The following is a 26717-nucleotide window of genomic DNA, read 5'->3' as shown; positions in this document are numbered from 1 at the left end:
CACCGAGCATCTGATCACCGCTGACATCAACGGACACAATCAACAACGGCTGCCGCGTCGCCCGCTACAGGACGGGGAAACACTGCCCGCAGTGTTTGACACCCCGTCGAAGGTGGTTGCCCAATTCGAGAAGTCGGCTGCCGGGCAACTCGAATCGCTTCGTCGCGATCGCGAACACCAGGTCACGAAAGACCAAGCCCAGGAGCTGAAACGAATTGCCAAGGGCTACAGCGCACAGATCCATGAAGCCGCCTACGAGGACAAATTGCGGCTCAGCAAAGCGCTGCGTTCCGAGGAGAAACGCCTGAGCCGACAGCCCGATATCCGCGCCCGGGCGAAAGTGCTTGCCGTGACACTGAACGAGGACGACTGGATCGTCGAGGAGATCTGGTCGGGCCCAAGTGGAGCCGAACGAGGCCTGACCTACGAATGGGGCCTGGATGAGGCTCTGATGGTCGAGAGTGACGTATCCGGGGAAGCGATCAATGTCCTGGCACTGTGCTCGAACGCACACTGGATCGATGAATCCGAGTCGACCCATTGCGAATCATGCGACGAGTACCTGTGCAAGGAGTGCGGCACAGCAGCCGTCTTTGCCGATTGCCCCGTCTGTGGCGCTGCGACCTGCGGAGGATGCCGCACCAAGACGAACGGGCTGTGTGGCAAGTGCGTAACCCCCGTCCGGGCACCCGAACTCGACGAGGAGAACGCGGTCGCCTGGTTTTTGAACGGTGGAACGACATTGCTCGTCGGTGAGCGCATGGCTCAGCTGATCCGTCCTGGAGGATGGACCGAAACTCTGGTCCCCAGCGGAGACATCGCAGATCGAGAACGGGCTCGACTCCGTTCCTACGCTGCGAGTAACAGCCTTCCGGCCGACTGCGGCCTGACGTTTCGCGATCTCACGAAGAGGCCCATGCTCCAGGACGAAACCCGGGTCAAGGTAAACGCATTCGCTGCGGTCGCCATTGAACTTTCACTCACCGGAACCACCGGCTCGGCGATCGACCGTGAGGTGGTATCCGACTTGCCGATTCAGCCGGACGTGCGTGTCAGATCCGAGCAGGAGTTCCGCCTAGAGTCTCTGCTTCAAACACTTCGACGCGATGTACCTCCGCCCGCTCCCCCAGCTGTTCTTTTGACCCGCCGTTCCACATTCACCGATTTCTATCTGGAAGCCGACCGCCTGGTGAAAGAGATCACGATCGTCGGCGATGACGGAACACTGAAAACCAAAGCCACCGAAGCAGCACAACTTCAGTGGATCACCCCATCTGCCGGTGACGGGACCCTAGCTACGGCTGACCTTGACGGAGTGCACGTAACTGTCCAGGCAAGGAACGAGGCTCTTCTCGTCAATGTTGGCGAATCCGGGTCGCCGGCGGACATGACACAGTGGATCGCTGGGCCCGACGAACTTTCCCTTCCGTACCAGCTCGGCAGCCTCCGTTATCTGAATTCGTTGGGAACACCGGGAGGACGGCTCGGCAAGCGCGCCGAGGAACCGCTGTCTATCGCAGGGCCGTTCCCTACACCTTCCGAATGCAGCCTCGTCAACCGCGACATCAAACCGGTCGTCGAACGCGTTGCGATCGAGTTCGATTCAGACGCCATACCCGCCGACACCGCGACGTTGCAGTCGGTGGGCATTCACCCCGATCACGCTGCAGTGAAACGCTTACCGCCATTGCCGGACGAGCTGAAAAAAGCCTTCCTTCACCAGGCCCAGCGGCCGTTCACAGACCTGCTGTACAACGGATTCGAAGTGACCGAAACCTGGCAAGGCCATAGCCGAGCCACTCACACCTACCGCAGTTTCGACGGCGAAGTAGTCTTTCCGAAGCTGGATGACAGTGGCTTCCGAGAAACTGATTTCGGTGTGTGCCGTGACGGCCACTTCTACGCAGCCGGCACCTCAGAGCAATGCGGCGCGTGCCACTCCTGGGCATGTCGAGCCTGCGATCCGGTCGAAGGACGCGCCACCATCGCCTGCACTGGCTGTTCGACATCAGTCTGCCGTCGTTGCTCAACGTCAGTCCACACGGTCCCGCAGGACCGCTGCCTGCTGTGCGATGACCATGCGTGCTCCGATTGCGGGCGCGAGCCCCAAGTCGCCCACTGCCCGCTCTGCGATCGCACCGTCTGTGGTGTGTGCCGTATCGGCGAAGTGTGTCCCGCTTGCTCGAATCTCCATCTGGCAACGGAACAAGAGTTGACAACCTTGCCACCGGAGCTGGCCGCCGTTGGCACTTCTGCACTCATCGGATCAGACGCAAATGCGACTGTGGTGATACTGAATCGAGGTAAGGCAAACGAGCAGGCGATCATCCGAAGCGGATTGGTCGCACAATGGATTGCCTTCGGCAGAAGCATGATTGATGACGACTACCGGCTGCGCCTGGCCTCAAGCAACAGCTACAAGACCCAAGTAGTGCCGATCGTCGAGCTGCTCCAGCCCGAAGCCGCACTTCCAGACCCACACATCGTGGTGGAAACCGAACGCACTTACTGCGCCACGTGGTCTATCCCCCAGCTTGGCGTCGCCGAACGCTCTGCGGCGCTGTTCGCCCGCCCCGAAGAAAAGCTGGCCTCGCTGGTGACCGGCGAGTTTCCTCCCACAGTGCTACTTCCCCAACCTGCCCACAACACACCACATGCCCTTGCCCGGGTTCTGAAAACTCTGGCGGACCCCTCCACCACCAAAATGGTTCTCCGATGGGAACGGCTAGGCCACGATGTGGCAATCACGCCGGTCGGGATCTTGGAGGTGACTCAGGACAGGACCACTACTCATCGCGAGCTGGCGAACTGGGAACAAGATGACACAGGATTTCCGGCCTGGGTCTCCCAAGCCTGGCAGCCTCAGCCACGCTTGCTCTCCTACGCTTCTGGCCGGCGTGCCCATGCTGCGATTGTCGAGGTGGCATCACTGCGTGTCCTCGGCGTGCGTCGTACAGAACAAACCGATTGGTACGTGATCCGGGCGTCCGAGAATGCATGCGCTGCCACAGCACTGTCGCGTTTGATGGGACTTGGTGACGCAGACTGCGTCTCGGCTTTCACCGATCCGGCAAAGCTCCGACTCTCCACGGTCACGAATGCCGCAGTGTCGCCTTCGCTCAAGGTGGATCCCGTAGGAGCGCTCACAACGGGGCCCCGTGTCGGGGCGGACACCACATCGGCAGCATTGGCGGCATGGGCGCCGACGGCACGCATAGTGGCGCCTGAAACCCATCCGCTCTCGGCCCAGCTTGCGGCCGCGCTCGAGCGAGCAGCCGGCCCCACTGGTCGTCAAACCACGCTCACAATCGGCAGTCACGTCAACCAGCACGTAACAGTCCACGGGGGCAATGAGTGGCAGTACGACCGTGTGCTCGCGGCCGGGCAGACAGATGCCCGGCGGATCAGCAACGCCACCGGTCAGGCAATGGACGTCGGAATGATCGATCGCGAAGGCCATTTCGGGGTCAACAGCCCGCCATGCGACTATTGCGGGGGACTGACATGCTCCGTTTGTATGGACCGGCTGATGTTGTGTGCGTGCTGCACAACGCAGATCTGCCGGCGCTGCGCTGACCGAACCGCCGACGACCTTTTGCTGTGCCCTGCATGTCTCGCGACACGTCCACCGACCCGCAAGGAAGCGCGCGAACACGGCCGCCTCTTCATGACCCGGCGGATGCTGATCGGTACCGACCAGCAGCACACGGTGGTGTTCGAGCTCGTAAAGGATCAATGGACGCGCCAGGTGTCCGAGAAGACCGGTCAGACCATTGATCACCCCGCAGCAGCGGAGTTCTTGAGCCACAGGCTGGCAGGATCGGAGACATCTGCAAGCAAGCAGTAGAGCCTGGCCGCAAAGACCACGGTCGACCTTGGACTCCGCCATCGATGCCCAAGCGATCTACTCTTGACCTTGCGTTGCCAGAGCCTGTGAAGTGAGCCCCCACGGGTACCGTTCGAATGCGCTCATCGGTTGGCCCAACCAGGCCATACCACGCGTACGCTGCTGGCGTGTCGCAAAGCGGTTACGCCACATTGCTATTCAAACAGCCAAGCACACTGGCGAGGACGAATAATTTCGTCGATACCGCCACAACATCGGCACAGCAGACAGTCCTAACCACCGCCTGTCTTAGAGTGTCCTTCGCGGGGAAGCCATCAACGTTGACGACGCTGGGTTGCACCAGCTCGCCGCCGCACACGACACCGCAGCAACCGTGCTGATCGGCACCACTGCACACCCCAGCTGCCAGATCGTCCGCGTAGGCCGGCACAACAGTGGTTGAGCAGGCTCGCCCGTCAGACCGAGATGAACCCAGCACAGTGCGCCGCATCCTCGCTGGTATCAGCAGTACATCGCATACTCGCGAGCATTTGTCGATCGCGTCCCGTCATACCACGGCGAACGGTGGCGACCGGCTCGTCTCTGCGCTGAACGGCGCTGGCGACGGCCCGGGCCTACATTTGCGCTGCCAACACTTACCTTGTCGCGCAAGCTATCCTCGCTTCTAGTGCCCGCATGGTCCGCTCCGTCGCGGCGGTGGACCCGAACGCGCCAACGAAACTGCTTGATGCGCAGGATTTTGTCTGTGCCGAGTGGGAGTCGATGACATCCAGATTTGATTCGGATACAGCGCGTGCGAACTACAACTGGATTTGAAACTAGGCCGGCTGACCGGCTAACTCGCGGGCGTATTCGACTTCGTCGTAGATGGCGAGGACGTCTTGAGGGTGTGTCACCGGAATCATCGTCGAGTAGCAGAACGCGTCGCCCTGGACCACGACCTGAACAAACCCAACCTGGCGCACCTCCTTCATCAGGAACAAGAAAAGTAGGCCGAGCAGGCAGACCAAGGTAAACAAGATCGCGAGAACTATCGCGGCGGTTGGGAAGTGCTCTTCGGTGGTGGACATGTCCGTGACCGTCCACGCGGAGCCACGTATCGGAAATTGCCCAGCTGGTGTCGAGATCCAATACTCCGAGACAGAAATATCGCCGATCGTCGCCAGCCACTGGTCAGCACCACCGCGGCCTACAGAAGGCTCATCCTGCATGGCGCGATTAAAGCACGTGGACGTGACAGGACTGGCCTGCTTAATGGTGGACAGATCCGACGTCGGAGCTAGCAGCTGACCCGCCTGGGTGAGCAGAGCGAAACCGGCTCACACATCTAGGCTCTGTCTTGAGTCCGCGCCGCAGCGCGATGAACCCTGCACAAAGGCACAGCACGGCCGCCGCCACGTTGAACAGGCGCCAGGTTTCAGTGTGCTTCACCGCCGAGGTGGCGAGAAGCACCGCGCAAACCAGCTGGAGGTTCCCGGAGATCACCGCACCGGCGTGGCGCTGACGGCTCGCACCTCCGCCGCGCAGTCGGAACAACTGGACCGCGATCACCATCGTCAAGGCTGCCAGCGCAGCTAGCGGCAAAATAACCCGCATGGTCATGTCCATGTCCGGACCACCTCCGCACTCATCATCACTGACCACCACAGCGAGCTAGCAAGCCCCACGCACTCGTTGTCAGTGCTGGATCGGGCTGCTCCACGAAGCCCAGCGCTGCGGTGATCGTCGCGCCATGGCGTGCAGGTAGCCGTCCAAGTCGCCTCCGTTGAACTGTGCGATGGTGACAAGGTCGTCGCCGGCTTGGTGCACGGCGGCCGTATGAGTCGCTGATTTCTGCCAGTCGAGCCTGATCGTGGGATCGCCGAATGTGGCTCCGCATTCCTGGCATTGGAAGTAGCCGAACAGGATCGGGCGGCTGGACCCATTTTCATAGCGTGCGTGGATGTTGTCGGTCGTAATGATGTGCGGGCCGGTGTCCAAGCCCAGGTGGACAAGAATCTCCAGCACCTCGTCAGGACTTGCCCACCGAGATCCTTCCATTCCTGGCTTCCACAAGCGGCCGCCGTCGGCGAATTCACGCGCGTCCATCCACCGTGGCAGCAATTGGAGATAGTCGTCGGTGGCACCGAGGTCGCGCATCTCATGCGAGGCCAAAACGGTGCCGTCCTGGGCGTGAACGGGTTCCCATTCGCCGTAGAAACAGCGGTATGGCCATCCGGCTTCGTTGATTTGGCGCCGATCGAGCACGACGTTTCGTTCCACGACCGCACCGATCGTGAGCGGTTTGCGGCTGGTGCCGTAGATGCCGGCGAGTTTCGGATCGCTGTAGTCGGGATCGGCCTCGATCGGGCCGTCGACCACGACGCGATAGACGTCTCCTGGTACCTCTCCGATCCTCGGCTCGACGTAGAGCGCAGCATAACCCCGCGCCACCCCGGGATGAGTGGTGAAGTGCACCCGTTCGGGGTCGTACTTCGGCATCTGCAATGGCATACCGGGAGTCAACAAATACGCGGCGGTGTAGTCCAATCCGAGTTCGGCGGCCGGAAAGATCAGATCCCCGGGGCGTCCCCCGGGCACGCCGCCGTGGTAGTACATCCGCTTGCGCTTCTGGGCTCTTTTCACGATTGGATTCCCCCCAAGAGATTTGACGCGACGCTACGGCTGACTGCCGACAAGTGGGGTGTGTGGTGATCGGTGCCAGTGGGGCCAAGCTCATCAGCACGACGCATCCCGTGGCCGGCAGCGCGGCGTTCAACTGACCAGCAGATCAGTCCCGCACCGACACCGGCACCGGCATGTGCAGCGCGAGTTGACCTTCCGTGACGACATCAAACTGAATGGTCCTGATGGGTTTGAGCGCCCGCAGGTCATCAGCCATCCTCCCCTGACCGACCTGCAGATCCACACCCCGAGGAAAGCGTGCCGTCCCGGCCGACAACACATTGGTCTGACTCAGCGTGGAATGCCAAGCGCCACCCAATGACGTGTACGACGTTAGCGTCGAAACCCGCTCCCCCGTCTCATACTTCGCCTGACGCGGGGTGACAGCGGAGAGCGCTAGGTCGACCCCACCGTCGTCGTTGCCGACGCGCGCCACAGTCCGGCCCGGGTCGATGGAGACATCAAGCCCCGTCACCCACTTCGGGAACCCGTACCCGTCATGCCCGCGCACCTGGGCGATCTGTGTGCTCACTGGCAGCGACAACACGTACGAGTGCAGGTGATCGTTGGCCAGGCTGCTCGCCAAGTCGGCGAACCCCAGCTTGCCGTGTCGCGCCGGCCGCACCGCCACCCCGACCGCGGCCTCCGTGTAGAAGTCGATGTCACACACGTCGTAGCGGAAGAACATCACCGAGACGATCCCCAGGCCAGGCGCAACCTCCAGCGGTGCAAGTTCTTTCGGTAACCGAGTGCGGATGTTCCGGGATCGGGCCAGCATGACGAGCCGCGCGGTCGAGATGCGGTAGTAGAAGTTCGGGGTCAGCGTCGGGCCGATCGCCGAGTTGACCTCGGTCTTGGGCAGCTTCCGGAAGAAGTCGACACTGGAAACGCGCGGATCACGTGCGACCTCGTCAAGATCGGTGCGCATCCGAAACCGGTCATACAGACCACCTTTCGGCACCGCAACCAAATGACCGCCGAGGTCGACCTCGACCACATTCGAAGCAACCATCAGACCCTCCCCACGTCGGCCACCAGCCGCTCCGCCAACTTCTCCGAGGACTGCGGGTTCTGCCCGGTGTAGAGATTGCCATCGACCACGACATGCGGACGCAGCGGCAGCAGTGCCTTGGAGTAGTCGACTCCGGCCTCTTTCAACTTGTCCTCCAACAGCCACGGTGCCTTCCGCCCGAAGCTGTTCAACAACTCCTCGCGGTTCGACAAACCGGTCATGCGCCGACCGGCGAACGGCGACGCGCCGTCCGGCCCAGCAGCGGCCAGGATCGCCGCCGGCGCGTGGCACAGCAGCGCGAGCGGCTTGTCGGACTCCAACCGGCGGGCCAACAGCGCACCGGAGACCGGGTCGTAGGCGAGATCCTCCATCGGGCCGTGCCCGCCGGGGTAGAACACGACGTCGTAATCGTCGGCGTTCACGGTGTCGAGTGCCACCGGGTGCGCCAGCACGTTCGCGATGCTGTCGAGGTAGCGCTTGACCTCCCGGCGCTTCCACGGCATACCACCGGAGATCCCGAGGCTCAGCTTGTCGAGCGTCGGCGCCTTGCCACCCGGTGTCGCGACCGTGATCTGCCACCCCGCCTCGGTGAAGATCTGGTGCGGCCGCGCCACCTCCTCGGCCCAGTACCCCGACGGATGTACCGTCCCGTCGTTGAGTGTCCAGCGGTCGGCCGCCGAGATCACCATCAGCACTTTCGTCATGATCGTCTCCTGTCCCGATCCGTTAAACCGACGTACGAGTACCCACCCGCGGCCGCGACGCCAGCCATCGCGAGTACCGACGCATGGCTCGCCGTGCCACGAGTTGATCGGCGACCAACGCGAACGCCGGTCCGACTCCCAGCGCAGACTTCTTCCCCGCGCCGAGCCGGCGCATCTGGTAGCGCACCATCGCCATGCTGGCGATGGAGGCCAGCGGCTTGTCCGACCAGGTCACGGGCTTCAGCCGTCCGGTCGCCTCCGCGCCGTGGCGCCAGCGCGCCGGCAGGTCAGGGGTTTCGGCCAGCGCGGTAGCCATGCCGACCACCGCGACGCCGCTCTCCAACACCCGCTCGGCGGTCTGACGCCGGGTGATGCCGCCGGTCAGCATGAGCGGGATCGGGCTGCTCACCGCAAGCTCGGCCGCCAAGTCCAGGAAGTACGCCTCGCGGGCCGCAGTGCGCTCGTCGGCCGGACGGCCGGTCATGGCCGGGCTCTCGTAGCTGCCGCCGGAGAGCTCGACCAGGTCGACGCCGAGCGGGGCGACCATGTCGATCACCTTGCGGGCGTCATCGGCGTCGAACCCACCGCGCTGGAAGTCCGCCGAATTCAGTTTCACCGCAACGGAAAAGCCCGGTGACACCTCGGCGCGGATCGCTCGGACGATCTCCAAGAGCAGCCGGGCACGATTCTCCAGCGAGCCGCCCCACTCGTCGGTACGGGTGTTGACGAGCGGAGAAAGGAACTGCGACAACAGGTATCCGTGCGCGGCGTGCACCTCGACACCGTCGAATCCGGCCTGCTCGGCGCGGCGCGCAGTGGTGGCGAAGCGGGTGATGGTGTCGGCGATCTGCTCGGCGGTCATCGCCACCGGCTGGCCGAATCGCTTGGAGTGTCGTCCGAGTTCGACCGCCACATCGGACGGCCCCCACACCACGCCCGGCATGCCGGCCTGGACCTGACGGCCGGGGTGGCTGATCTGCATCCACATCGCCGACCCGTCGTCCTTGCCGGCGCGCGCCCACGCCGCGAAGGGCTCCAGCGGTGAGTCCGCATCCAGCACCACGCCACCGGGCCCGGTCATCGCCTCCGCGTGCACCATGACGTTGCCGGTGATGAGCAGGCCGGTGCCACCGGCGCCCCACTTCCGGTACAGCGTGGTCAGCCGCTCATCCGGCAGCTGCGCCCGCCCGGCCATGCCCTCTTCCATGGCCGCCTTCGCGATCCGGTTGCGCAAGACCTGACCGGACTTCAGCTGCAGGGGCGCGAACAACGCCTCCGAGGCATTCGACATTGGGAACTCCTACCGATGTTGACGGTGCTTACTTTATCTTGCTGCTAACATACGGGGAGCATGTAAGCGGTGTCAACACTTGTGAGGTAAGTCCCGAATGCCCACGTCAACGAGGTCGTATCACCACGGCGACCTGCCCAGCGCGCTCGTGCAGGCCGCGCTGGAACTGCTCGAAGAGGGCGGCGCCAACGAACTGTCGCTGCGCGCGGCCGCACGGCGTGCAGGAGTCTCGACCGCCGCGCCGTACCGGCATTTCGCCGACCGTGACGCGCTGTTGTCCGCAGTTGCCGCGGTGGGCTACCGCGACCTGGCCGCCCAGCTGGCCGCGGCCAACCCGTCACCGAAAACGACGGACGACCTCGCCGACATCGCCATCGCCTACGTGAACTTCGCGCTGCAACGCCCCGGCCTGTTCCGGGCCATGTTCGCCGAACCCTGCGACCCCACCAGCCCCGAACGGGTCGCCGCGGTCGAGGCCATCAGCGAGTACCTCAGATCGATTGTGCGGCAGGCGCTTCCCACGTCAGATCCGGATGCGATGGCGAATGCGGTGTGGGCGCTCGTGCACGGTCTGGCGTTCCTGCACCTGGACGGCAAGTTCGATGCCTCCTCCCCCGAGACCGTCGCCACCACGGTCCGCGCAGCGGTGGGGGCGGCGCTCGGACAGCTCGCCTGACGCCGGTCGCTAACCTCGGCAGCATGGAGTGGCCGCACGACGACGTCCTGCACGCGTGGTGGGTCGAGCCGAACCGGCTGCTCGCCGGTGAATACCCCGGTGCCACCACACCCGAGAACGCAGAAACCAAGATCCGCGTCCTGCTCGGCGCCGGAATCGACACCATCATCGACCTCACCACCGACGCTGACCGGCTGGCCCCCTACCGAGAGCTTCTGCGCGCGGCAGCTGAGAATTCCGGGCGCATAGCGCGGTACTTCGCGCATCCGATTCCCGACTACGGCGTCCTCGCTGATGCGGGCTACGACGCAATCCTGGCTCGCATCCACTCCGAGTGGGACGCCGGCCGCATCGTACGTGCACTGCTGGGGCGGGAAGGGCCGGACGAGCACGGTGATCGGGTGCCTGCTCGCCGAATCCGGGTTGAGCTATGACGACGTCATCGCCCGTATCGCCGAATTACGCGCGGGGACAAGGAAAGCCGCATACCCGTGTCCAGAGTCGACTACTCAGCACGACCTCCTGCGAGCCCGCTGCGTCCGGTAGACGCCGGCCGCGAGCGAGGCCGCCCTACCAACTAGCCGGCGAGTAGTCCTTCAAGAAGCACCCGTACAGATCCTCGCCCAATTCCCCACGCACGATCGGGTCATACACGCGTGCAGCACCATCCACCAGATCCAGCGGTGCGTGGAACCCTTCTTCGGCCAGCCGCAGCTTGGTCGGGTGCGGACGCTCATCGGTGATCCACCCGGTGTCGACGGCGGTCATCAAGATCCCGTCCTGCTCCAGCATTTCCCCGGAACTGGTGCGGGTCAGCATGTTCAGTGCGGCCTTGGCCATGTTGGTGTGCGGGTGCCCGGGCCCCTTGTAGCCGCGGCCGAACTGGCCTTCCATCGCGGACACGTTCACCACGTACTTGCGCCGGGCCGGTGACGCGGCCATCGCGGGACGCAGCCGGCTCACCAGAATGAACGGCGCGGTCTGGTTGCACAGCTGCACTTCGAGGAGCTCCATTGCGTCGACCTCGTGCACGCGTTGGGTCCAGCTGTTCACCGACGCGGTGTCGGGCAGCAGCCCACCCGCGTCGATGGCCGTCCCCGCAGCGATCCGCTCCGGCGAGGCGCTGCGGGCCGTCAGGGCTAGTTCGGTGAGCGCGTGCGCGGTGGGGTGCTCGCCGAGGCTCCCGGCCAGGGCATGCGGGTGCGCGTCACTGACGTGGTCGAAGGTGACGACGTCGACCAACGCCGGCGGCGGGGTGCGCTCGGCCTCCACCAGCGCGGCATACGAGCCCGGCGCGCGACGCACCGTCTGCGCAGCGTTGTTGATCAGGATGTCCAGCGGCCCCTGCGCGGCCACCTCGTCGGCAAGAGCAACCACTTGAGCCGGGTCACGCAGGTCGATACCCACCACCCGCAGCCGGTGCAGCCAGTCGGCGCTGTCCTCCATCGCGGCGAAGCGGCGCACCGCGTCGTTGGGAAACCGGGTGGTGATCGTGGTGTGTGCACCATCGCGCAACAGCCGCAGCGCGATGTACATGCCGATCTTGGCGCGCCCGCCGGTGAGCAGGGCCGTGCGCCCGGTCAGGTCGGTGCGGGCATCCCGCTTGGCCCGGTTGATCGCGGCGCATTCCGGACAAAGCTGGTGGTAGAAGGCGTCGACCACGGTGTGGTGCTTTTTGCAGATGTAGCAGGCCCGCGAGCGCAGCAGCGTGCCCGCACTGGCCCCGACCGCGGTGGACACCAGCGGCAAGCCCTGGGTTTCGTCGTCGATCCGTCCCGGCGCACCGGTGGCGGTAGCGGCGATGACAGCGCGGTCAGCGGCCGCGATCGCGTCGCGTTTGGCGGTCCGGCGAGCCTTCTTCAGCGCCTTGAACATCTTCGCGGTGGCGAGCCGCACAGCAACGGCGTCGGGGTGCTCGGGAGGCAGCTTGTCCACCTCGGACAGCACCCGTAGGCACGTGCTGAGCTGGTCGGGGTCGATCGCGTTCACCATCGAAGGGTACGGGGAGTGGGCACAAATCCCCGTATCGAGCGAACCGGCGGGGCCTGGAGAGATCAGTCGTAGATGACGTCCAGCCCGCGCCGACGGAGGTCAGCCAGGCCGTCGCGCATGTCTTGCAGCTGCTCGGGTGAATGCCCCACCCAGTCGGTGAGCTCACCGACGATTCTCACCGGCTCGCGGGTGCGGTAGGAGCAGGTCGGGTTTCCGGGCAGCTTCTTGTCGGTCACGTTCGGGTCGTCCTCCAGCGCACCTTCGGGTTCGACGATGTAGATGCGGCCCGGTCCTTCGCCGGCGGCCATCTCGGCTCCCCACACCGCGGCATCCAACGTGCGGGTGACGTACACGTGGTTCATGATCCGGCCGGCTTCGTAGTTCGACTCACGGCCGGGCACCAGGTACTCACCCACCGCCAGGTCTGCTTTGGTGCCGTGCAGGAGCGCACCGGACTCGTGCACCTCGAACGGTTTCGGCGTATTCGTCACAAAATCCCCCATCTCGTCACGGACCGGAAGATTGTGCAGCACGTCAGGGGCCTTGCCGCAAGCCCCACCCCCCGCCGTATAGTGAGAGTGGGAAGAGGCCAATGTGCTTCGCGCCCAGCCAATCCGATTCGCCCGAGCGATCAGAGTTGTTCGAGCAGCCCGTCGACCAGGCTGGTCAATCTCGCGAAATGTGAACCGGCCCAATAGATCCGCCCGCATTCCGGGCACTGGCTGAACTCGTCGTAGTAGCGGCGGGTCAACGGCTCAAGGTGGTCGATCACCTGCTCCTTCGCCACCGCAGCCAGCCTGCCGTTGCACCGCACACACCGAGTGAACGGCGCGACTCGCCGTCGCAGGTCCAACCGCCGCATCACCTCCAGCGTCTGCTCCTCGGGCTGTTGCGAGTGAACGAACAGGCCATGGGTGATCGCGCGACGCTTCAACAGCCCACGGTCTCGTGTCAGCAGGATCCGCTGCTGGTCCAGGCTGATGTCGGCCAGCTTTTGATCGTCGGTGTCGCTCGACCACCACACGTCGAACCCGAGCACTCGGAGCAGTCGTGCCAGGCGTCCCAGGTTGACGTCGATCACGAACCGCGGATCCCGCAACGGCTGGGGCCGAAGCCGCGCCGTGGACCCGATGTCGAGCGCCTCGAACATCGGATACACCGCGATGCGATCGCCGCCGACCGGGCGGTGGTCGAAACCCACCGGGTCCCCGTTGACGAGGATCAGGTCGATCTCGGTGTGCGGAATGCCCATGGCCTCGAGGACGTCCTTGACGGTCTGATGGCTCCGGCAAGGCCGGCGCACGACGCGGCCGCGCGAGTCCGCTTCCACGAAGTCGTTGAGCTCGGCGTAGACCCGGACCGTGACGAAACCGGCCATATCGCCATGGTGACGCTCGTCCCTCGCCGGCTGCAATCATTGACATGAAAGATGGACACGATGACGGCAAGCCGTTGGATCAGCCGGCGTGGAACCGTCAAAAGTTTTGACGGTTTCAGTCGGACAGGTGGCAGCCAGGACACGATCAGCATCCACCGGCCCCCTGGGCAACACCGAACAATCAGCCTAGCTTGAGGTCATGACAGAGCAGTCGCCCGCGGTCACCGTGGCGCATCCGCCGAAACTGATGCTGCGCGTCGTCAACCCGATCATGCGGTTGCTGGTGCGCACCCCGTTTGCCGGCGCCACCCGCAAACAGTTCATGGTGCTGAACGTCCGGGGACGAAAGACCGGACGGCAGTACGCGATTCCGCTCACCGCACACGTCATCGACAACACGCTCTATGCGATGACCGACGCCGCGTGGAAGATCAACTTCCGCGGCGGCGCCACCGCCGAGGTCCTACTGGATGGCCAGACGACGACCATGCACGGCGAACTCGTCGCGGACCGCGCGGCCGTCGCCGACCTGTTCCACCGCTGCGCCGAGTCCTACGGCGCCAAACGCGCCCAGCGGATGATGGGTTTGACGTTCCTCGATCCGCGCATCCCCACGCTCGACGAGTTCACCGAGGCGATCGACCGAGAACATCTCTGCGCGATCAAACTGACCCCCGCCGGCCAAGGCTGACCCGGCCGCTATTTGAGGCAGGTGTCGAACTCGTCGCGGATGCGCTGTTGCAACGCCAACGCCTCAGGGAGGAGCGGTTCGGACACGGTCCGGTCGCCGTTGACGTACTCGCATTTGCCGATCATGGCGGTGCCCGCCCAGCGTGGCTCGTCGTAGCGGTACTTAATGCCGGGCCAGGCCCAGGTGAGGCTGACCGGATGCTCCGGACCGGCCTCGAGCGCGTGGATGGTTCGCACGATGTCCTCGTAGGCGGTCTCCCGCGTCGGCACACCGAAGGTGAAGTGGTCGATCCGCCCGTCACGGACGCCGATCCAGCCAGGGTCGGCGGGAGCTGCTGCAGCCAATTGCTGGTCGATACGCTGCTTATCCGCGGGGGTGAACCGGTTGACGATCATCCAGTGCGGATCGGCGACCCGATCGGCGGCAGACACCTCGATGCCGCTGGGCGGCCGGTCGGCGAAGATCCGCAGGATGGCGTCGACCGCCGCACCGGGTTCCTCGGCATCCCGAACCTCTATCTTCGACGCGTCCGGCGCGGCGCCGCTGAACCAGCTCATTTCCCCGGCCGGAACGTCGGCACGAAGGCGACGCACCAGTCCGCTCACGTGCTCGATGTCGTCGGGCAGATCGGTGCCGGCGGACAGCGAAGTCCATTTGGCCACAATGATCTTCACCCGCTGGTCGAACTTCGCGAAGTCCTTGCCGCGCAGCTCGTCGATTTGTGCAGCCACTGCGCCGACCTGCTGATCGGTGGCCTGGTCCATCGACACCGCGAGTTCGAACCGGGTGCCCTCGAGGATGCCGTTGTCATAGATCAGGCCGACGTCGGACACCCCTGGCATCGCCGCGATGCGGCTCCGGATGTCGCCGGCTTCCCGTTCACGGTCGGGCACACCGGTGCAGCCGCTCACCCCAACCATCACCGCGACGAACATCGCGGCGGCAACGGGAGCGAATCGCATGGTCCTGAGCCTACGGCCAGTGCCGGCACCAGCGACACGCCAATTCCGCTCCGGAACCAGCAAACGCGAAATAAACTTGTCGGCACCCCGCGCTACGTTCGCCTGTTCGCCAGTCGAGGAGGCACACAGGATGGTCGAGAACAACCCGGGCGTGGGTGGCCGGTTCGGCAAATATGCGCTGACCGCGCTGCTCGGCCGTGGCGGCATGGGCGAGGTGTACGAGGCCGTCGACACCGACAAGGGCCGGACCGTCGCCCTGAAAATCCTGCGCGCGGAGTTTGCCCACGACGAGCAGTTCCGCACCCGGTTCCTGCGTGAGTCGCAGGCAGCGGCGAGCTTGGAGGAGCCCCACGTCGTCCCGATTCACGACTGGGGCGAGATCGACGGCAACCTCTACATCGACATGCGCCTGGTCCGCGGGCAGACCCTGCACGACCTCATCAACACCGGCCCGCTCGAGCCGCGCCGCGCGGTAACCATCGTCGAGCAGATTGCCTCCGCGCTGGATGCCGCGCACGCTCGCGGGCTGATCCACCGGGACGTCAAGCCGCAGAACATCATCGTCACCTCCGCGGACTTCGCCTATCTGTTGGACTTCGGTATCGCTCAGGCCCAGGGCGATTCGAGCCTCACCCAGGCGGACAGCCGGATCGGCTCGTTCAGCTATATGGCCCCGGAACGGTTCGGCGACGAGCCGTGCACGCCCGCCGCCGACGTCTACTCGCTGGCCTGCGTGCTCTACGAGGCGTTGACCGCCGACGCGCCGTTCCCGACCCATAGCAACGAACAGCTCATCGCGGCGCATCTGACGACCCCGCCGCCGCGGCCCAGTACTGCCCACTCCGGGATCCCCACGTCCCTGGATACCGTCATCGCGCGCGGCATGGCCAAGGAGCCCGACGACCGTTACGGCAGCGCCGGCGCATTGGGGCGCGCCGCGCAACGGGCGTTGCACACAACTGACGAGCGGGTCGCCGCCAGTGCCGAAACCATGATGGCGCCGTATGTTTCACCCCCGGTGTTCACCGCACCGCCGGTCGTCGCGCACATCGCATCCGGCGTCACTGAGCCTGGACCGCCTCCGCGGCAATCTTTGGTGCCGCTGGCTGCCGTCGTGCTGGTGGCTGCGCTCCTGCTTGGCGGGGTCGGGCTGGTCATCGGTCTGCTCCTGTCGAAGAACTCAGACGACGCGTCACCGGCTCAGACATCGGCGCTCTCGCCGCCGACCGGCGTGACCGTCGCCGGGCCCACCGTGTACAAGACGGCGCCGGTGCCGACAACGGCTGCCACGCCGTCGTATACGCCGACGGCGACCCGCAACGCCGAAGCGTCGAGTTCGGCACAGCTACGCCAGATCTCACTGGGAGACCACACCGTCGTGAGCACCCAGGGTTCCGATCGATGGGTGCCGCAGTTGAGTTCCAAGCGGCCGGGCGTCGTCGACCAAGGTGTGGTGTGGGACAACGAGTTGACGTTGGAAGAGCATCTGCGGCTGCGCCACGAGTACGGCGCCAAGCTGCTGTGGTCCGGTGACTGGTCGACGTTCGACGCGCCCAACTTCTGGGTCACCATCGCGCCGATCACCTATCCCACCGCAAGCGGCGCCTTGGCCTGGTGCAGCGACCACGGCTTCGATCGAAATCACTGCTACGCCAAGCTCATCAGCACGACGCATCCCGTGGCCGGCAGCACTGCGTTCAATTGACCAGCGACGAATACCTCGGATTGAACGAGTCCTGGCTCTCGACAACCTGTCTGGGTGAATCCGTCAAGAAGTTTGACGGATTCACCCGCACACTGTTCCCGCCGAGCTGACGGTGCCGTGGCGGGAAACTGGCGCACCGGGCAGGTGACCAGCGATGTCACAATCTCAGGGAGTGGCTGAACGCGGCGCCATCCGTCGAGAGGACATTGTCCGTTGTGGGTTTGGTACAACACCGCACCATGGTGGGCTCGGTGGCTAGTCATATCGGTGTGGATGACGGTGTGGATCCTGTTGTTCGGGTGGGCAGTGGTTCACCCGCAATACCATTGGTGGACACCCTGGCCGGCCTGGGCGGTGGCCATCGGCCTGGCCGCATTCGGGCTGCTCGCTGCCATCCCGATCACACTGATCACGCAGCCCGTCGTGAACACGTACGCCACCGTGTTGAAAGGGCTCACCGCCGCGCAGCGCTCCGCTGTGGCCCGGGCGCTGCGGAGCGAACCGATACCCACTGACCCGGCCGTCCTGACCGCTGCTGTCCGCGCCATCGATCTCAGCAATGCGTATCGGGACCGGGTCACCCCGGCACGCCGCCGTCTCAGCTGGGTGCTCATCGGATTATTCGCGATTGCGCTCCCGGTGCTCGAATTCTTCGCGGACCAACCGCGACTCGCCCTGCTCTACCTGGCTATCGCCGTGATGTTGGTGGTCGGCCAGGTCTGGCCGAAGTGGGACCGGCGTCGCCGTGAACCGCATCTGGCACGATTGCGCACTGCTGCCGACGCCGATCCGGAGGTTGCCGGTGCGGTCGCGCAGACAGTGGCGCCTGCGGCGCCGCCCACGACCCGCCAGCGCTGGCTTCGAGCCGGTCTGGTCCTTCTGTTGGCTGTCGTGGCCGGGCTGGCATTCGGCATGTTGAGCCAGTTCTCCGGTCGCGACTGCCGAACCGCCATCGGTGCGGCTCGCTACATCAGTGACCACCGAGAGCTTCTCGACTCCAGCAAGATCGGCCCCGGTGGGCCCGACCTATCGGAGTACCGAACGTGGTCGGCTCAACTCGGCCGCTACGCCGAGCGGGTCGATGATCCGGCCGTCGGCCGGCGCCTGCGACAGATCAGTGACCTTTCGTCCGAGATTGTCGACATCGTCGAACAAGCCCGTACACCCGGACTCTCCAACGACGGCATCCGTATCCGAAAAGTGTCATATTTCAACATCGTTCAACGACTGGTCGACGCCGATACGCAGATGGTGCACCTCTGCGAGCGGTAACCACGCTCAAGGCACCCGCTGGACCGCCGCGAGTGCCACTCGCTTGGCACTGTCACCGCAATCCTCCCCAGCGGGCGCGTTCAGCCACACCGAGACCCACTCACACCATCACGGGCACTTCTCCGTCTCGATGCGCACCACCCCGAAGTCGATCTTGGTCGACGCAGAGAACTTCGCCCCGGGCGGCGGCGTCGAGCTGCACACCTGCCAGTTGCGGTCGCTGATCTGGGCCCGGCCCTTCCCGGTCAGATCGGTCGAGCTGCTGAACCACACCTCGCCATGCGTCAGCGACTGGATCGCGTCCTGTGCACCCTGCAGGTCCATCCCGATCAGATTCGGCATGGTCCACGACGGCGACGCCACCGCCGCCGGACTCGTCGCCAGAGCGGCGGCCACCAGACCGACGACTGCCACCGATACACGCTTCATAACAACCTCCTGTTTGAAGTGAACCGCGCATCGTCCGCACTAGCCACCGACAACCCAGCTCCCACCGACGCGCCCTGCGGCAGGAGAGAGGAGTCTCACGGGCCGTGCCTGTGACGAGCGTGCAGGCTTTCAACGCGATCTCGCAGTTCTGGCGGAAAAGGCTGCACACTCGTCACAGCGTCCCCAACAGGACATTGGAAGCTGAGCGTGATGACGCAGACGTCAGCTATCGACGACCATCTCGACGAGTACCCGTCGCAGCAGTTTGCCGGTGGCGTTGCGCGGCAGTTCGTCGACGAACACCACATCGCGGGGCACCTTGTGCCGGGCCAGGTTGTTCTTCACGTGCAGCTTGATCTCGGCCGCGTCAGGGCTGGCACCAGGTTCGGCAACGATGAAGGCCCGCAACCGCTTTCCGAACTCGACATCATCCACACCGACCACCGCCACCTCGGCGATGTCGTCGCGTTCCTCCAGCAGGTTCTCGACTTCCTGTGGGAAGACGTTCTCACCACCGGAGACAATCATGTCGTCGTCGCGGCCGTCGACGAACAGCAGTCCGTTCTCGTCGAAATGGCCCATGTCGCCGCTGGACATGTAGCCGTCGATGATCTGCTTGGTTCGGCCATCGGTATAGCCCTGAAACGGCGCGCCGTTGCGGATGAAAATCCGGCCGCGACGGTTGGCACCTTGTACCCGCTGGTCGTTCTCGTCGTAGAGCACCACCTCGCAGGTCACCGGGGCACGCCCCGCAGTTCCTGGAGCGGCCCGCAGTTCGGCCGGCGTGGCGATGGTGGCGATGGCACACTCCGTGGAGCCGTACATGTTGTACAGCACATCGCCGAAGGCATCCTGGACCCGAGTGGACAACTCCGGGCTCAGTGCGGACCCGGCGATCAGGATCACCTTCAGCGCCGACGTGTCGTACTTGGCGAGCACCTCGGGGCCCAGTTCGACCATCCGGTGCAGCATCGTCGGCACCGCGACCAGCATGTCGGCCCGGTGCTCTGCCATCAGCTTCAGCGTGCCCTCGGCGTTGAACCGTCGCGCCGTCACCACCTTGTTGCCCAAGGCAGCACCCACAAGGTAGGTGGCCCACCCGGTGCTGTGGAAGATCGGCGAGACGATCACCATGGTTCCCTTGCGCGGGAACGGAACTCGGTCGACGATCTGCGCGGTCGCGAACGGGGACACGGCGTCGCGCGGGGCGCCCTTCGGCAGACCGGTGGTGCCGCTGGTCAGGATGACCGACCCTCCGGGCTTGCTCGGCGGGGGCAGCGGTCCGGTCGGGTTGGCGGCCACGATGTCGTCGATTGTCTGTGCGCCGTCGGGTAACTCGGCGTCGTCGTCCACCCAGGTCAGTACCCGAGGAAGCTCGGCAGGGAGCGCGTCGAGGAGTCCGAGGAACTCGCTGTCGTGCATCACCACGCTGACGCCCTCGCGCGCACACACCTCCGCGAACTGCGGTTTGGCGAAGCCGGTGTTCATCAGCACCAGCCGCACACCGAGTTTGCCGCAGCCGGCCATCGCGACGATCAGGCCGCGGTGATCCCGGCACAGCAGCCCGACAACGGAGCCTTCCTTGAGCCCCAGACCTTGCAGGCCATGTGCCAACGCCCATGACTGGTCGTCGACCTGCTTATAAGTCAACGTGCCGCGTTCGTCGACCACCGCAGGCAGGTCCGCGTACCGGCGCCCGCCCTGAATCGCCATGGTGGCCTGCGGCCCGTACAGCCCGGCAAGTTTGGCGCTGCGCACCGCCGCGCCGATGTCCAGTGGCTCGATGATGCCCCGGTCGACGAGCCGCGCCACCGCATGCCCCGACTCGATGATCTGACCCAGCTTTTGCCGAACTTCGGCTATTGCCTGCATACCTCTGCCCCTCGCCGATTTCGCTGGACAGTAGCAGTGCGCGGGGCGTCCGTCACCGGTACGAAACCGCACCCCCCACACCAAATGCCCCAATAACCGCCACCAGCAACATCCACCTCGGTAACGTCGGCAGAGATGCGGAGGGCACCGACGTGTTGATGGCGGCGTTACGCGATCTGCAATGGCGGCGACGGCGATTCCTGATCGCCGCCGTCGGCACCGGCCTGGTCTTTGCCATGACGTTGGTGTTGACGGGTCTGGCCCATGGTTTCCGAGTGGAGGCCGAACGCAGCGTCGACGCCCTGGGCCTCGACGCATACATGATCAAAGCGGGTGCGGCTGGCCCGTTCCTCGGCTCGGCACCGCTGCCGCTCACCGACGTTCAGCGTGCCGCCCGGCTGCCCGGCGTCACCACCGCCGTCCCGCTCGTTTACGGCTCCTCGACCATCCCCAACAACGGCACCCCGCGCAACGTCAACGTGTTCGGCGTACCCGAGGCAGGGCCGGGCACGCCGGCGCTGAAGGAGGGCCGGGCCGCGCGCGCCACCGACGAGGTCGCGGTCTCGACGACGATGAACCAGCCGATCGGCTCAGATGTCGCGGTCGGCGCGGCGAAACTGCGCGTCGTCGGCCTGGTCGACGACCTCACCGCACTGGCCGCCCAGGACAACATCTACCTGTCGGTCCCCGGCGCCCAGCTGCTGCTGTTCTCCGGGCAGAAGCTGATCTCCTCGGTCGGCATCGTCGGCAACCCGGGCTCACCGCCACCGGAATTTCGGATCGTCGACCGGTTCGGCGCCATCGACGACATGGTGCGTCCCCTGCGGGGCGCCAACCAGGCGATGAGCCTGATGGCCGGCCTGCTGTGGGCGGTCGCGGTGCTGATCGTCGGCTCGGTGATCTACCTGTCGGCGCTGGAACGCACGCGCGACTTCGCGGTGTTCAAGGCCGTCGGCGTGGCCAGCCGCTCCATCATGGCCGGCCTGGCCATGCAGGCCGTGACGGTCGCTCTGCTGGCCGCGGTGCTGGGCGCTGGGCTGTCCTTGCTGCTCGGACCGCTCTTCCCGATGCGTTGTGACGTGCCGACCGTGGCATTCGTCGCGCTACCGATCGTCGCTGTCGCGGTGGGCCTGCTGGCCAGTGTGGCCGGGCTGCGTCGCGCCGTGAACGTCGACCCCGCACTGGCATTCCGAGGTCCCTGATATGGCAGATCTGATGGTCAAAGACCTCGTCGTGGAATACTCCAGCGGCGGTTACGCGGTACGCCCGATCGACGGCCTCGACCTCGAAGTCCCCGCCGGTTCGCTGTCAATTCTGTTGGGCCCCAGCGGTTGCGGGAAGACCACGCTCCTGTCATGCCTCGGCGGGATCCTCAAACCGACTGCGGGCCGTATCGAGTTCGGCGACATCGACGTGACAACGCTCGACAAGAAGACGCTCTCGGACTACCGGCGCGACACCGTGGGCATCGTGTTCCAGGCCTTCAACCTGGTGCCCAGCCTGACCGCGCTGGAGAACGTGATGGTGCCCCTGCGCGCCGCGGGCCGGACCCGGCGTGAAGCCCGCGAACGCGCCACCGAATTGCTCACCCGCGTCAACCTTGAGAGCCGATTGCACCACCGCCCCGGCGATCTCAGCGGCGGGCAGCAGCAACGCGTCGCGGTCGCCCGGGCGATCGCGCTCGATCCGCCGCTGATCCTGGCCGACGAGCCGACCGCCCACCTCGATTTCATTCAGGTCGAGGAAGTGCTGCGGCTCATCCGTGAGCTCGCCAGCGGCGACCACGTGGTCGTCGTCGCGACCCACGACACCCGCATCCTGCCGCTGGCCGACCACGTGGTCGAGCTCGTCCCGCATGTTGCCGTCGAGCATCAGAACACCGAGACCGTGACCATCGGAGCCGGCGAGGTGCTGTTCTCCCAGGGCGAGATGGGCGACCTGATCTACATCATTACCGACGGTGACATCGAACTGGCCCGCGAATTGGCCAGCGGCGGTGAGGAAGTCATCAAGGTCGTCGGCCCCGGCGACTACTTCGGGGAGATGGGGCCATTGTTCAGCTTGCCCCGGTCTGCCACCGCCCGCGCGAAGACCGACGCCACCGTCGTCGGCTACACCGTCCAGGCGTTCCGCGAATTGCTCGGCCCTACCGGCGCCCGTAACCTGATCGGGCAACCCGAATCCGAGGCCGAGGACTGAGACGACCGAACTCGACACCCGCGTCGCGGTGTACCTCGACTTCGACAACATCGTGATCTCCCGCTACGACCAGGTCAACGGCCGCAACTCATTTCAGAAGGACAAGGCGAAGGGTCTGGAGGCCGACAAGCTCACCAAGGCTACCGTCGACGTCGCCGCCATCCTGGACTTCGCCTCCTCCTTCGGCACCCTGGTGCTCACCCGCGCCTACGCGGACTGGTCGGCCGATGTCAACGCCGGATACCGCGAACAGCTCGTCGGCCGCGCAGTCGATCTGGTGCAGCTCTTCCCCACCGCCGCCTACAGCAAAAACGGCGCCGACATCCGGTTGGCCGTCGACGCGGTCGAGGACATGTTCCGCCTGCCCGACCTCACTCACGTGGTGATCGTGGCCGGCGACTCCGACTACATCCCGCTGGCCCAACGCTGCAAACGCCTGGGCCGCTATGTCGTCGGCATCGGCGTGGCCGGCTCCTCGAGCCGGATGCTGGCCGCCGCGTGCGACGAGTTTGTCGTCTACGACGCCCTGCCCGGCATCCCCACGCCGGCCCCAGAGCCGGAACCCAAGCAGCAGAGGCGGACCCGCAAGAAGGAAGAGCCCGACCCGCAGGCCCAGGCCACCGCGCTGCTGACCCGTGCGCTACAGATCGGCCTGGAGAAGGACGACGTCGAGTGGCTACACAACTCGGCGGTCAAGGGCCAGATGAAGCGGATGGACCCGTCGTTCAGCGAGAAGTCTTTGGGCTTCAAGTCTTTCAGCGACTTCCTGCGGTCACGTTCCGATGTCGTCGAGTTGGATGAGAGTTCGACGACGCGCATGGTCAAGCTTCGGTAGCCGGCGCTCTGCAGCCGCTCAGACGCCCAGCCGGCCCGACAATCGGTTCAGCCGGTCCAGGCTGGCGCCGTCGAGTCCGGTGAAGGAAACGGTTTTGCCGCGCGACGAGTACTTGAGCCGGATCGCATCGAGGCTTGCGACAGACGAGGCATCCCACAGGGCGGTCCCGGACATGTCGATCACCACCTCGGCAGGATCGTCTGCGTAGTCGAATTGATGCACGAGGTCATTGCTGGACACGAAGAACAGGTCTCCGCGGACCCGATATGTCCGCACGCCGTCCGGTCCGGTCGAGGCGGTCACCGAGGTGAAGTGCGCCACCCGGCGGGCGAAGGCGACCATCGCCGCCAGTACCCCGAGTGACACCCCGACCGCGAGGTTGCCCGTGGCGACAGTGGCGACGACGGTGACCACCATGATCAGAGTTTCACTGCGCGGCAACATCTTCAGGGTGCGCGGTGTCACACTGTGCCAGTCGAACGTCGCGAACGACACCACGATCATCACCGCCACCAGCGCGGCCATCGGGATGCGGCCCACGAGATCTCCCAGGGAAACCACCAGGATCAGGACGAACACCCCGGTCAGCAAGGTGGACAAGCGGGTCCGGGCCCCGGCCACCTTGACGTTCATCATGGTCTGCCCGATCACCGCGCAACCGCCCATGCCGCCGAAGATCGCGGTGACCACATTGGCCATGCCCTGCCCGCAGGCTTCGCGGGTCTTGTTGGACGGGGTATCGGTGATGTCGTCGACGAGCTTGGCTGTCATCAAGGATTCCAACAGCCCCACCAGCGCCGCGCCCAGCGCAAAGGGCGCGATCACCTGCAGTGTGTGCAGGGTCAGCGGAACCTGCGGAAAGCCCGGTACGGGCAGCGAATCGGGCAGTGCCCCCTGATCTCCCACGTCAGGCACGTTCCAGCCCATCGCCACGACCGCGGCCGTCAACGCCAACACCACCACCAGTGGCGCGGGTACCACCGTGGTCACCTTGGGCAGCGCCACCATGATCGCGACGCCCACCGCGGTCAGCACGTACACCAGCCACGGCACATCGATCAGATGCCGCAATTGCGACACCAGCACCAGGATGGCCAGCGCGTTGACGAAGCCGACCATCACACTGCGCGGGATGAACCGCATCAGCTTGGCCACCCCGAATGCCGCCAGCAGCATCTGGAACACGCCCGCCAGGAGAATGGTCGCGACCAGGTACCCCACCCCGAACTCCCGTGCCACCGGGGCGACGACAAGTGCGACCGCCGCGGTGGCGGCCGTGATCATCGCCGGCCGACCGCCGGTGAAGGCGATGGTGATCGCCATCGTCACCGTCGAAAGGAGACCCACTCGCGGGTCGACGCCGGCGATCACCGAGAACGCGATGGCCTCCGGAATCAGCGCAAGCGCGACAACCAGACCTGCCAGCACCTCGGTGCGCAGCACGGCCGGTGACCACAGTGACGGCCGGTCGAGGCTGTCTGAGGGCGCGCGGAATCCAGGGATGGTGATACTCATCGAATCTCCTTGACGGACAGTGCAACAGCTACGCGGCGGGGCGGTGGCCGAGGAAGTCCAGGATCGCGCGTCGGCGACGCTGGTAGGACTCCTCGAACTGTGCCTCCGCCGTGCGGGGTTTCTCGATCGTGATGACGTCGGCGACGGTCGCCGGCCGGTGGCTCAACAGCACGATCCGGTCGGCCAGCAGCAGCGCCTCGTCGACATCGTGGGTGACGAACAGCAGCGTCATCTTCTGGGTCTCCCACACCGATGTCAGCAGCTGCTGCATCTCCAGCCGGGTCTGCGCGTCCAGTGCACCGAACGGCTCGTCCATCAACATCACCCGCGGCTCACAGGCCAACGTACGGGCCAGTTGCACCCGCTGTCGCATGCCACCCGAAAGCTGACTTGGCAGGTGATCGAGGTAGTCGCCGAGACCGACCTGTTCCAGCCGAGCGGCCGCCGTCGTCTTGAGTTCCCTGCCCCGAATCCCTCGGAGTTTGAGCGGAAACTGAACGTTCTTGAGGGCGGAGCGCCACGGGAACAGCGCGTCCTCCTGGAACACCATGGCGCACTGCGCGGCGTTGCCGGTGACGGCCGCACCATCGACGGTCGCGGTGCCGCCCATCGGTTTCAGCAGCCCGGCCAATGCCCGCAGGATGGTCGACTTACCGCAGCCGGACGGACCGAGAAACACCACGACTTCGCCGGGTTCGATCTGCAGGGTGATGTTCGCTGCGACAACGCCGTTGAAGCCGAGTTGCAGCTGCCGGAGGTTGACGGCCCCGGCGCTCATCGAGCGGCCCTCGGCAGCCAGCGGTTGACCCGTCGTCCGACGCGCTCGACCAACCAGGCGGTGCCCAGCCCCAGCGCACCGATGGAGATCATGCCGACCACCACGCCTGCATAGTCGAGTAGACCGTAGGCCTGCCACGTGTAGTACCCGATGCCGAACTGGCCCGAGATCATCTCCGCGCTCACCACACAGATCCAGGCCACACCCATTGCGACCGACAGTCCGGCGAAAATACCTGGCAACGCGCCGGGAATGATCACGTGGAACAACAGCGACGTCCGGCCGGCACCCATGGTCTGCGCGGCTTCCTCCCACACCTTCGGCATCGAGTCCATGGCATGGATGGTGCTGACCACCACCGGGAAGAACGCGGCGAAGAACGTGATGAACACGATGCCCTGCTCGCTGGACGGGAACAGCAGAATGGTCAGCGGCACCAATGCGATCGCCGGGATGGGGCGGATCAGTTCGATGAAGGGGCGCAACGCCATCCGGGCGATCTCGGAGCGGCCGACAAGAACGCCCACTCCGATCCCGACCACCGCGGCCAGACCGAAGCCCAGCAGGATGCGCTGCAGGCTTGCCAGCAAGTCGTCGTAGTAACTGCCCGCGCTGATCCTCGCCGTCAGTGCGTGCAGCACGCTCTCCGGGCTCGGCATCCGGTTGAACCGCAGCCAGGCAACGACATTGTTGGTCGTCAACAAATGCCAGGCCGCCAGGAACCCGGTGATGGGAATCAACGGCAGCAGCAGTGCCGGCATCCTGCGGGCCACGGAAGCAGGTACCAGGTCGGCGACCCTGCGCCGCATGGATCCTCCGTGGTGCTCCGCCGGCGACCACACTCGTGGTGGAACGATCGTGGGTCTGGTCATGAGCTCGGTCATGCGGTTTCCCT

24 protein-coding genes are annotated in these 26717 nt (G+C 65.2%); 9 read left to right on the top strand and 15 right to left on the bottom strand.

The features are described 5' to 3' along the window. The first annotated feature begins 91 nt into the window (after nucleotides 1-91). Complete coding sequence (locus A5779_RS34195; RefSeq protein WP_207549148.1) at nucleotides 92-3847, top strand: hypothetical protein; 3756 nt, start codon at nucleotides 92-94, stop codon at nucleotides 3845-3847. An 818-nt stretch (nucleotides 3848-4665) separates the two neighbouring features. Here A5779_RS34195 and A5779_RS33290 read toward each other — a convergent pair. The 6 genes from A5779_RS33290 to A5779_RS31945 all read right to left on the bottom strand — a co-directional run bounded on the left by A5779_RS33290 (nucleotide 4666) and on the right by A5779_RS31945 (nucleotide 9518). Beyond that, a complete protein-coding gene (locus A5779_RS33290) occupies nucleotides 4666-5058 on the bottom strand; it encodes a hypothetical protein (protein WP_082941941.1) in 393 nt (130 codons plus the stop codon). 40 nt (nucleotides 5059-5098) lie between these two features. After that, nucleotides 5099-5455 (bottom strand): hypothetical protein, encoded by a 357-nt coding sequence (locus A5779_RS31965; RefSeq protein WP_131811728.1) that lies wholly within the window; start codon nucleotides 5453-5455, stop codon nucleotides 5099-5101. A 69-nt stretch (nucleotides 5456-5524) separates the two neighbouring features. Next, the gene (locus A5779_RS31960; RefSeq protein ID WP_236734949.1) at nucleotides 5525-6472 is read right to left on the bottom strand and encodes a hypothetical protein; all 948 of its coding nucleotides are present in this window, start codon (nucleotides 6470-6472) and stop codon (nucleotides 5525-5527) included. Nucleotides 6473-6617: 145 nt separating this feature from the next. Continuing rightward, nucleotides 6618-7523, bottom strand: a complete 906-nt coding sequence (locus A5779_RS31955) for an acetoacetate decarboxylase family protein (protein WP_064887999.1) — start codon at nucleotides 7521-7523, stop codon at nucleotides 6618-6620. Next, the gene (locus A5779_RS31950) at nucleotides 7523-8227 is read right to left on the bottom strand and encodes a type 1 glutamine amidotransferase domain-containing protein (RefSeq protein WP_064887997.1); all 705 of its coding nucleotides are present in this window, start codon (nucleotides 8225-8227) and stop codon (nucleotides 7523-7525) included. Before A5779_RS31950 ends, A5779_RS31955 begins: the two co-directional genes overlap by 1 nt. A gap of 22 nt (nucleotides 8228-8249) precedes the next feature. Continuing rightward, on the bottom strand, nucleotides 8250-9518 hold the full coding sequence (locus tag A5779_RS31945; protein ID WP_064887995.1) for an NADH:flavin oxidoreductase/NADH oxidase family protein: 1269 nt from the start codon (nucleotides 9516-9518) through the stop codon (nucleotides 8250-8252). Between the two features lie 97 nt (nucleotides 9519-9615). Between A5779_RS31945 and A5779_RS31940 the strand changes: the two genes are divergently transcribed. After that, nucleotides 9616-10194: a TetR/AcrR family transcriptional regulator gene (locus tag A5779_RS31940; RefSeq protein WP_064887993.1), complete on the top strand. Its 579-nt coding sequence runs from the start codon at nucleotides 9616-9618 to the stop codon at nucleotides 10192-10194. A gap of 294 nt (nucleotides 10195-10488) precedes the next feature. After that, nucleotides 10489-10740, top strand: coding sequence for a phosphatase domain-containing protein (locus A5779_RS35025; protein WP_082941940.1), 252 nt, complete (start codon nucleotides 10489-10491; stop codon nucleotides 10738-10740). A gap of 24 nt (nucleotides 10741-10764) precedes the next feature. Here A5779_RS35025 and A5779_RS31930 read toward each other — a convergent pair whose 3' ends face one another. The 3 genes from A5779_RS31930 to A5779_RS31920 all read right to left on the bottom strand — a co-directional run bounded on the left by A5779_RS31930 (nucleotide 10765) and on the right by A5779_RS31920 (nucleotide 13564). Next, nucleotides 10765-12183, bottom strand: coding sequence for an SDR family NAD(P)-dependent oxidoreductase (locus A5779_RS31930; RefSeq protein WP_064888010.1), 1419 nt, complete (start codon nucleotides 12181-12183; stop codon nucleotides 10765-10767). Between the two features lie 65 nt (nucleotides 12184-12248). Then, nucleotides 12249-12689 carry an NAD(+)--rifampin ADP-ribosyltransferase gene (arr, locus tag A5779_RS31925; RefSeq protein WP_064888008.1) on the bottom strand — a complete coding sequence of 147 codons (441 nt, stop codon included), beginning with the start codon at nucleotides 12687-12689 and terminating at the stop codon, nucleotides 12249-12251. 128 nt (nucleotides 12690-12817) lie between these two features. Then, nucleotides 12818-13564 (bottom strand): Mut7-C RNAse domain-containing protein, encoded by a 747-nt coding sequence (locus tag A5779_RS31920; RefSeq protein ID WP_064887991.1) that lies wholly within the window; start codon nucleotides 13562-13564, stop codon nucleotides 12818-12820. Nucleotides 13565-13763: 199 nt separating this feature from the next. Between A5779_RS31920 and A5779_RS31915 the strand changes: the two genes are divergently transcribed. Then, entirely contained in the window at nucleotides 13764-14255 is a 492-nt protein-coding gene (locus tag A5779_RS31915; protein WP_064887989.1) for a hypothetical protein, read from the top strand. Nucleotides 14256-14263: 8 nt separating this feature from the next. On the opposite strand, the gene A5779_RS31910 is transcribed toward A5779_RS31915, so the two are convergent. Further along, nucleotides 14264-15217: a hypothetical protein gene (locus A5779_RS31910; RefSeq protein ID WP_064887987.1), complete on the bottom strand. Its 954-nt coding sequence runs from the start codon at nucleotides 15215-15217 to the stop codon at nucleotides 14264-14266. Between the two features lie 130 nt (nucleotides 15218-15347). On the opposite strand from A5779_RS31910, the gene A5779_RS31905 reads away from it, so the two are divergent. Both A5779_RS31905 and A5779_RS31900 read left to right on the top strand, forming a co-directional pair. Next, the gene (locus A5779_RS31905) at nucleotides 15348-16922 is read left to right on the top strand and encodes a serine/threonine-protein kinase (protein WP_064887985.1); all 1575 of its coding nucleotides are present in this window, start codon (nucleotides 15348-15350) and stop codon (nucleotides 16920-16922) included. 273 nt (nucleotides 16923-17195) lie between these two features. Continuing rightward, nucleotides 17196-18194 (top strand): hypothetical protein, encoded by a 999-nt coding sequence (locus tag A5779_RS31900; protein ID WP_064887982.1) that lies wholly within the window; start codon nucleotides 17196-17198, stop codon nucleotides 18192-18194. 108 nt (nucleotides 18195-18302) lie between these two features. On the opposite strand, the gene A5779_RS31895 is transcribed toward A5779_RS31900, so the two are convergent. Continuing rightward, the gene (locus A5779_RS31895; RefSeq protein WP_064887979.1) at nucleotides 18303-18623 is read right to left on the bottom strand and encodes a PASTA domain-containing protein; all 321 of its coding nucleotides are present in this window, start codon (nucleotides 18621-18623) and stop codon (nucleotides 18303-18305) included. 222 nt (nucleotides 18624-18845) lie between these two features. Next, nucleotides 18846-20495 (bottom strand): acyl-CoA synthetase, encoded by a 1650-nt coding sequence (locus tag A5779_RS31890; protein WP_064887977.1) that lies wholly within the window; start codon nucleotides 20493-20495, stop codon nucleotides 18846-18848. Between the two features lie 152 nt (nucleotides 20496-20647). Between A5779_RS31890 and A5779_RS31885 the strand changes: the two genes are divergently transcribed. The 3 genes from A5779_RS31885 to A5779_RS31875 are packed head-to-tail and all read left to right on the top strand — an operon-like array spanning nucleotide 20648 to nucleotide 23529. Continuing rightward, nucleotides 20648-21697, top strand: a complete 1050-nt coding sequence (locus tag A5779_RS31885) for an ABC transporter permease (RefSeq protein ID WP_064887976.1) — start codon at nucleotides 20648-20650, stop codon at nucleotides 21695-21697. A gap of 1 nt (nucleotide 21698) precedes the next feature. Beyond that, entirely contained in the window at nucleotides 21699-22694 is a 996-nt protein-coding gene (locus tag A5779_RS31880; RefSeq protein WP_064887974.1) for an ABC transporter ATP-binding protein, read from the top strand. A 28-nt stretch (nucleotides 22695-22722) separates the two neighbouring features. Further along, nucleotides 22723-23529: an NYN domain-containing protein gene (locus A5779_RS31875; protein WP_064887972.1), complete on the top strand. Its 807-nt coding sequence runs from the start codon at nucleotides 22723-22725 to the stop codon at nucleotides 23527-23529. 18 nt (nucleotides 23530-23547) lie between these two features. On the opposite strand, the gene A5779_RS31870 is transcribed toward A5779_RS31875, so the two are convergent. Genes A5779_RS31870 through A5779_RS31860 form a run of 3 tightly spaced genes read right to left on the bottom strand, consistent with a single transcriptional unit; the run spans nucleotide 23548 to nucleotide 26706 of the window. Beyond that, nucleotides 23548-25044, bottom strand: coding sequence for a SulP family inorganic anion transporter (locus tag A5779_RS31870; protein ID WP_064887970.1), 1497 nt, complete (start codon nucleotides 25042-25044; stop codon nucleotides 23548-23550). Between the two features lie 28 nt (nucleotides 25045-25072). Next, complete coding sequence (locus A5779_RS31865; RefSeq protein ID WP_064887968.1) at nucleotides 25073-25822, bottom strand: ABC transporter ATP-binding protein; 750 nt, start codon at nucleotides 25820-25822, stop codon at nucleotides 25073-25075. Continuing rightward, complete coding sequence (locus A5779_RS31860) at nucleotides 25819-26706, bottom strand: ABC transporter permease (protein ID WP_082941939.1); 888 nt, start codon at nucleotides 26704-26706, stop codon at nucleotides 25819-25821. Before A5779_RS31860 ends, A5779_RS31865 begins: the two co-directional genes overlap by 4 nt. Nucleotides 26707-26717 lie beyond the last annotated feature (11 nt).

It is taken from the genome of Mycolicibacterium peregrinum, assembly GCF_001665625.1.
Lineage (GTDB): Bacteria > Actinomycetota > Actinomycetes > Mycobacteriales > Mycobacteriaceae > Mycobacterium > Mycobacterium peregrinum_B.
This window is presented reverse-complemented; position numbering and strand designations above follow the sequence as displayed.